Annotated in this window: 7 protein-coding genes; 3 read left to right on the forward strand and 4 right to left on the reverse strand. The window is 34.0% G+C overall.

Annotation, left to right across the window (positions count from 1 at the left end):
* Nucleotides 1-262: 262 nt before the first annotated feature.
* The 3 genes from FLACOL7796_RS12240 to FLACOL7796_RS12250 all read right to left on the reverse strand — a co-directional run bounded on the left by FLACOL7796_RS12240 (nt 263) and on the right by FLACOL7796_RS12250 (nt 2,550).
* Nucleotides 263-835: a helix-turn-helix domain-containing protein gene (locus FLACOL7796_RS12240; protein WP_173971060.1), complete on the reverse strand. Its 573-nt coding sequence runs from the start codon at nt 833-835 to the stop codon at nt 263-265.
* 239 nt (nt 836-1,074) lie between these two features.
* On the reverse strand, nt 1,075-1,788 hold the full coding sequence (locus FLACOL7796_RS12245) for an AAA family ATPase (protein WP_173971061.1): 714 nt from the start codon (nt 1,786-1,788) through the stop codon (nt 1,075-1,077).
* Between the two features lie 30 nt (nt 1,789-1,818).
* Nucleotides 1,819-2,550 carry a YggS family pyridoxal phosphate-dependent enzyme gene (locus FLACOL7796_RS12250; RefSeq protein WP_173971062.1) on the reverse strand — a complete coding sequence of 244 codons (732 nt, stop codon included), beginning with the start codon at nt 2,548-2,550 and terminating at the stop codon, nt 1,819-1,821.
* A gap of 178 nt (nt 2,551-2,728) precedes the next feature.
* On the opposite strand from FLACOL7796_RS12250, the gene FLACOL7796_RS12255 reads away from it, so the two are divergent.
* Entirely contained in the window at nt 2,729-2,992 is a 264-nt protein-coding gene (locus tag FLACOL7796_RS12255; RefSeq protein WP_173971063.1) for a DUF2024 family protein, read from the forward strand.
* Nucleotides 2,993-3,058: 66 nt separating this feature from the next.
* Here FLACOL7796_RS12255 and pdxR read toward each other — a convergent pair whose 3' ends face one another.
* Nucleotides 3,059-4,471 carry a MocR-like pyridoxine biosynthesis transcription factor PdxR gene (pdxR, locus tag FLACOL7796_RS12260; protein WP_173971064.1) on the reverse strand — a complete coding sequence of 471 codons (1,413 nt, stop codon included), beginning with the start codon at nt 4,469-4,471 and terminating at the stop codon, nt 3,059-3,061.
* A 96-nt stretch (nt 4,472-4,567) separates the two neighbouring features.
* On the opposite strand from pdxR, the gene FLACOL7796_RS12265 reads away from it, so the two are divergent.
* Together FLACOL7796_RS12265 and FLACOL7796_RS12270 are read left to right on the forward strand one after the other, a co-directional pair.
* Nucleotides 4,568-5,029 carry a cupin domain-containing protein gene (locus FLACOL7796_RS12265; RefSeq protein WP_173971065.1) on the forward strand — a complete coding sequence of 154 codons (462 nt, stop codon included), beginning with the start codon at nt 4,568-4,570 and terminating at the stop codon, nt 5,027-5,029.
* An 18-nt stretch (nt 5,030-5,047) separates the two neighbouring features.
* Nucleotides 5,048-5,395: a dihydrodipicolinate synthase family protein gene (locus tag FLACOL7796_RS12270; RefSeq protein WP_232067366.1), complete on the forward strand. Its 348-nt coding sequence runs from the start codon at nt 5,048-5,050 to the stop codon at nt 5,393-5,395.
* Nucleotides 5,396-5,451: the final 56 nt, after the last annotated feature.

Here is a 5,451-nt window from a genome sequence, read left to right on the forward strand (position 1 = left end):
CTGATTATTCTGCTAGTTGTCCTCATTACGATAAATTTGGCAAAACTGTCTTAATCTGTCTATTTTAGCCTTAAAATAGTTAAAAATCATCTGTTTTAAGATCTATTTACATAATATATCTAATTTTTGTTGAGCGAATATAGGAAATAATAAGAAGTTTTTTACGGAAATTTATTTAAATCTAGGATAAAAAATTTCGGAAACAGGCTCGCGCAATTCAAATACTTTTAACTTGATTTTAATCTGTTTTTATAAAGCGAGATTATTTCTCAGTTTTAAATAAAATTTTCCCATAAAATAACACACCAATAAATAACAAGATACAGGAAAAAATCCAGGAGCTGAATCCGATTTTGCATCCACCAATAAAACCTTGTACGGATATAAGTAAAATAAGATATGCTGCAAATCCAAGTCCGAATTTTAGAACTCGTTCTGTTGCTTTCATTTTTTGCGTAAAATGGATAATGAAAAACGGAATAAAGAAACTTAAAAGTAAAGCACCAACTTTACTATTTATATTGGCTTCATTTGGCAAAGTCATGTAGCCAATTGTAGTGACTATAGCTAAATTTAAAAGAATTAAATAAACGGCATCAATTATAAAAGTAGCAATTGTTTTACGCTGGTGGAGTTCGTTTAATTCCTGCAAATCGGCTTTATCAATTTGAAGTACGTCGCAAATCAGGCTTAACGTTTTTCCTCGCGGTTCATTTTTGTTGTTTTCGATTCTTTGTATCGTTCTCAAATTTACCTTTGAAAGTTCTGCCAGTTCTTCCTGGGTAAAGCCTTTTGACTTTCTTGTGTCGCTGATTTTTTTTCCTATAGCGTTCATAATTTATATCATTTATTTTTCTTCAAAATTATTTTAAAATGTATGATTTGATAACGGTTCTCTTATGACATTTTTACGACATTTGATATAAATGCTAATATAAAACTATTTTTAGCTGCGAAAAGAGTATTGAGCTTGATAGTTTATAAGATTCAAAGAATAGTTCTTTTCAGTTATAGCAAAAAAAAGTCTGCACAACCAATTGATCGTGCAGACTTATAACTTATATATTCGATTTTTTATAACAACTTCTGTACTTCCAGCTCTGCAATAATTTGCTTTTTCATCGTAGTATTTACATAATCTTTAGCCTCAGCATAAGAAATTGTATATTTACGTGGAATGTTTTGTAAATGATCAGGAAAAGCAGTTAGTAACTTATCATAATAAAGATCTAATTCTTTTTCATTAGGCATTTCGAATTGTAAACGCAATTGAAACCTTCTTAATAAAGCAGTATCAATTGTATGATAATGATTGGTCGCACAAATAAGCAAACTATCTGTTGGAAAATAATCAATCAACTGAATGATCGTATTAACAAGACGTCTCATTTCGCCTACGTCTTTATCATCGCTATCACGGCTTTTTCCAATCTGATCAAATTCATCTAAAAACAATACCGATTTTTCTCTAATCGCTTTATCGAATATCGCTTTTACATTTTTTGATGTTTCACCAATTCGCGCATTAATTAAAGTACTCAAATTGATAATTACGATATTTTTGTTCAAAGCAGTTGCAATAGCTTTTGCCGTTGTAGTTTTACCGCAACCCGAATGTCCGTGAAGTAATATTTTGTTATCTACTTTAAGATTGTACTTCTTTAATTCTTCAAGATATTGATGCTCTTTGATAGTTTGGGTTAAAGCAGCTTTATTTTCTTCACTAAAAAGTAAATCGCTCAAAGCTATTTTTTCGATATCGTTTACGGTAAGTTCGTATAGATTCATTTCAATTTTTATTTGATGCAAAATTAAAGTTTATTCGGCAATATTTTCATTCCAGATCTCTTTTCCTAAAAAGCGGTTTCCAAAGATCGAAGTTCCAATTCTCACCATATTAGATCCTTCGGCAATAGCCAGTTCCAAATCCTGAGACATTCCCATAGAAAGTTTTAATTCACCTATTCCGTCTATTTTTGCATTGTAAATTTCATCCCTGATTTCTCTTAATAATCTTAAAGAAGGCTGCATTTTTTCTTTGTCGACATCTAATAAACCAATTGTCATCAACCCTTTTATTTTTAATGTTTTGTATTTTTTGATTTCATGAATAAAAGAAATTACCTCATGGGGCGGAAGTCCAAATTTACTTTCTTCAAACGAAGTATTTACTTGTATAAAAACGTCCAGATTTCTGTTTTCTTTTTGCAATTGTTTATCCAGTTCCTCGGCAAGATTTAATCTGTCTAAAGACTGAATGCACGAAACGTATTTGAGCACATCTTTTATTTTATTGGTTTGAAGATGACCAATAAAATGACGTTCTATATTTAATTCTTTCAGGTCAGAATCTTTATCCCGCAATTCCTGCATTTTGTTTTCTCCCAGCAAAGTTTCACCGGCATCAATAGCAATTTTGATTTTATCGGCAGGAACAGTTTTGGTAGCCAATAACAATTGTACCTCTGATGCATCTCTGCCCGAAAGTTTACATGCAGTTTCGATTCTGTTATGAACCTCTTTTAAGTTCGAAATTATCATCTCTTTCATGGTGCAAAATTATAAGTTGTCTAGTTTATAATTCTGATCCAGTTTTAAGGTTTTAAAATAGTCCAGTTTCTTTTTTATGAAGTTGTAACCAGACCAGTAATTCGGGATAAATCAAAAAACTGGATTATACCGTTTCTGAATAACCGGAGTAAATTTGTTCTATTAAAAAGAACAATTTATGAAAGTAGCAGTATGGGATACTTATGTAACCCGAAAAGACGGAAAAATTATGCATTTTGACATTCTGGTAGACGAGAATACAAACGATGAAAATGAGATTTTTGAATTTGGAAAAAGTTATCTAAAAACAGTTTCTCAGGAAGGTCAGCCATTAACATCAAAAGAATGTAGATTTTGTCATATTGATAGAGCGCCTGCAGAAGTAGAAAACCAAATTAAAGAAAATGGTTTTTCTATTATCGAAATGGAAAACTGTAATTAATGATTGTACCAAAATAGAATTGGAAAGTTTACAGACTGAAAGTGTTTTTGCTTTCAGTCTTTTTTTTTACAGATATTCTGAGAGAGCAATAATTCCTTCCTCCATTTGTTGTTCTGTCAGCGATGCGTAACCTAATCTAAATCCTGATGCCGAATTTGTAAAACTAAAATTTTCAGGGTTCATAATTTTAATGCCTTTGCCTAATAATTGCTGACAAACAAATGCGATGTCAATTTCTGATTTCGGAACAATCCAAAAAGCCAAACCTCCTTCGGGTTTAGCAAACGTAATTTTGTCTTTTAAGTATTGATTACAGAGACTTTCAAAATAATCCCGTTTTGCTTTATAAATAAGATTCGTCTTTTTTAAATGTCTTTTAATGATCCCTTCATTAATAAGATGCAATACCGCTTCCTCCATAATATTATCGCCCTGAACATCGATTATCTTTCTGTGTTCGCCTACTTTTTCGATATTTTCTGCTGTACTGACCAAATAGCCAATACGCAATGCAGGAGCCACAATTTTGCTTAAAGAGCCAATGTAGATAAAGTTTTGAGCACTTTCATAACTCGAAATAGGTAAAATAGGGCGCTGGCCAAAATGAAATTCATGATCATAATCGTCCTCAATAATCGTAAACCCGTATTGATTAGAAAGTTCAATAAGCTTTAATCTTTTTTTCAGGCTCATTGTTACCGTGGTCGGAAATTGATGATGTGGCGTAACGTATATCGCTTTTATAGTCTTGTGTTTTTTTAAGTATGCTTCGACTTCATCCAGTTTCAGACCATCGCTGGAAATATTTACAGGAAGCAACGTTGCACCGGCACTTTCAAACGCTTTCCAGGCAGGTTTATATCCCGGATTTTCTAGCATAACATAATCTCCTTTCGAGAATAAAGAATGCGCTGCAAGATACATCGCCATCTGGCTGCCTCGTGTAATACAAATTTGATCGGGAGAAATATTCATTCCTCTTTTAAAATTAAGCATTTGGGCAATTGCTTTTCTAAATTCAGTGTTACCAAATTCATTACTGTAACCCATAATTTGCCAGCGCGATTTTCTGTTGAATATTTCTCTGTAAGCACGTGCCAGATCAGTCATAGGAGCAAGGCGGCTGTCCGGAAGACCATCGTCAAAAACGAGATGAGACCTGATCTCCTCTTGTTTGGTATTTATTTCCTGTTTTTGTTTTTTTTCAGCAGCAGTTTCAGGCAATACATCCGCAACGAAAGTTCCTTTTCTGTCTATGGTAATGAGCCAGCCTTCCGCGATCAGAACATCGAGTGCTTCAATTACCGTATTGCGATTTACATGAAGTAAACCTGCTAATTGCCTGCTTCCGGGCAAAGCATTTCCACTTGTTAATGTACCGGATTTTATGGCATTGATAATCGCATCGGCAATTTGCAGGTACAATGCCGTATTCGATTTTTTGTCTAACTGAATTTCTAATTGCCAAGGTCGTAACATCTGGACTATCTGTTTATGTTAAAACTGTGCTATATCGCCAGACCAAAGTTAAGATAATTTTGTGAAGCAATAATGCAGGAACTTAAATTAAATACCATGGAAACAACAGAAAAAAAATTCTCATCAAAAGATTTTCACCAAACCTTTGCGCGACCAAGTTTTGTAATGCCGGATAAATTAATTCACAGAAATGTTGAAAACGCGGGAGAACACAATCAATTTTCGACCGAAAGAAAACATCCGGTTTTCTTTGTCGATTTGCCAAGCAAAAATGTAAGCATGACCATTGGCGGATTATTACCGGGACAATTAACCAACCGACACAGACATACCTACGAAACATTATTGTATGTCATTGAAGGCTCGGGATATACCGAAATTGAGGATCAAAAAGTAGAATGGAAAGCGGGCGATGCAGTTTATATTCCGGCATGGACCTGGCACAGACATCAAAACTTAAGCGATTCTGAAAACGCCAAATATATCGCCACAGAAAATGCGCCACAATTGCAAAATTTAGGAGTAGCATTAAGAGAAGAAGAAGGAAGGGATTTATAAAAAAAACAGCAGAAAGAAATGAAAAACGCTCCATTTAAAGGCATCATTGCGTATCCTATTACGCCTTTTGATACCAACGAAAAAGTCGATATTTTACTTTATAAGCAATTAGTAGAAAGGTTAATAGTGTCCGGTTCTCATGGTATTGCTCCCTTAGGCAGTACAGGAGTAATGCCTTACCTGAACGATCAGGAAAAAGAAGCAATTACAGAAGCCACCATAGAACAAGTAAGAGGCAGAGCACCTATTTTAGTGGGAGTATCAAACCTTACCACCGAAAGAACGATCTACCATGCCAAATTTGCCGAAAAAGCAGGAGCTACAGTAAGAGTGGTCGGAAGAAATTCCGGCCACTTTATGTTTTAAATACTTTTGAAGGATCTCCGCCTGCGAAGACTATCATTATTGCAGTAATAAGTTCC

Source organism: Flavobacterium bizetiae (assembly GCF_902804475.1).
Classification (GTDB): Bacteria; Bacteroidota; Bacteroidia; order Flavobacteriales; family Flavobacteriaceae; genus Flavobacterium; species Flavobacterium bizetiae.

Bases quoted from the DNA above. Each gene is read 5' to 3' on its own strand.
- FLACOL7796_RS12250 (WP_173971062.1), bottom strand. From the start codon at position 2,550: ATGAAAGAGATGATAATTTCGAACTTAAAAGAGGTTCATAACAGAATC.
- FLACOL7796_RS12240 (WP_173971060.1), bottom strand. From the start codon at position 835: ATGAACGCTATAGGAAAAAAAATCAGCGACACAAGAAAGTCAAAAGGC.
- FLACOL7796_RS12265 (WP_173971065.1), top strand. From the start codon at position 4,568: ATGGAAACAACAGAAAAAAAATTCTCATCAAAAGATTTTCACCAAACC.
- pdxR (WP_173971064.1), bottom strand. From the start codon at position 4,471: ATGTTACGACCTTGGCAATTAGAAATTCAGTTAGACAAAAAATCGAAT.
- FLACOL7796_RS12270 (WP_232067366.1), top strand. From the start codon at position 5,048: ATGAAAAACGCTCCATTTAAAGGCATCATTGCGTATCCTATTACGCCT.
- FLACOL7796_RS12255 (WP_173971063.1), top strand. From the start codon at position 2,729: ATGAAAGTAGCAGTATGGGATACTTATGTAACCCGAAAAGACGGAAAA.
- FLACOL7796_RS12245 (WP_173971061.1), bottom strand. From the start codon at position 1,788: ATGAATCTATACGAACTTACCGTAAACGATATCGAAAAAATAGCTTTG.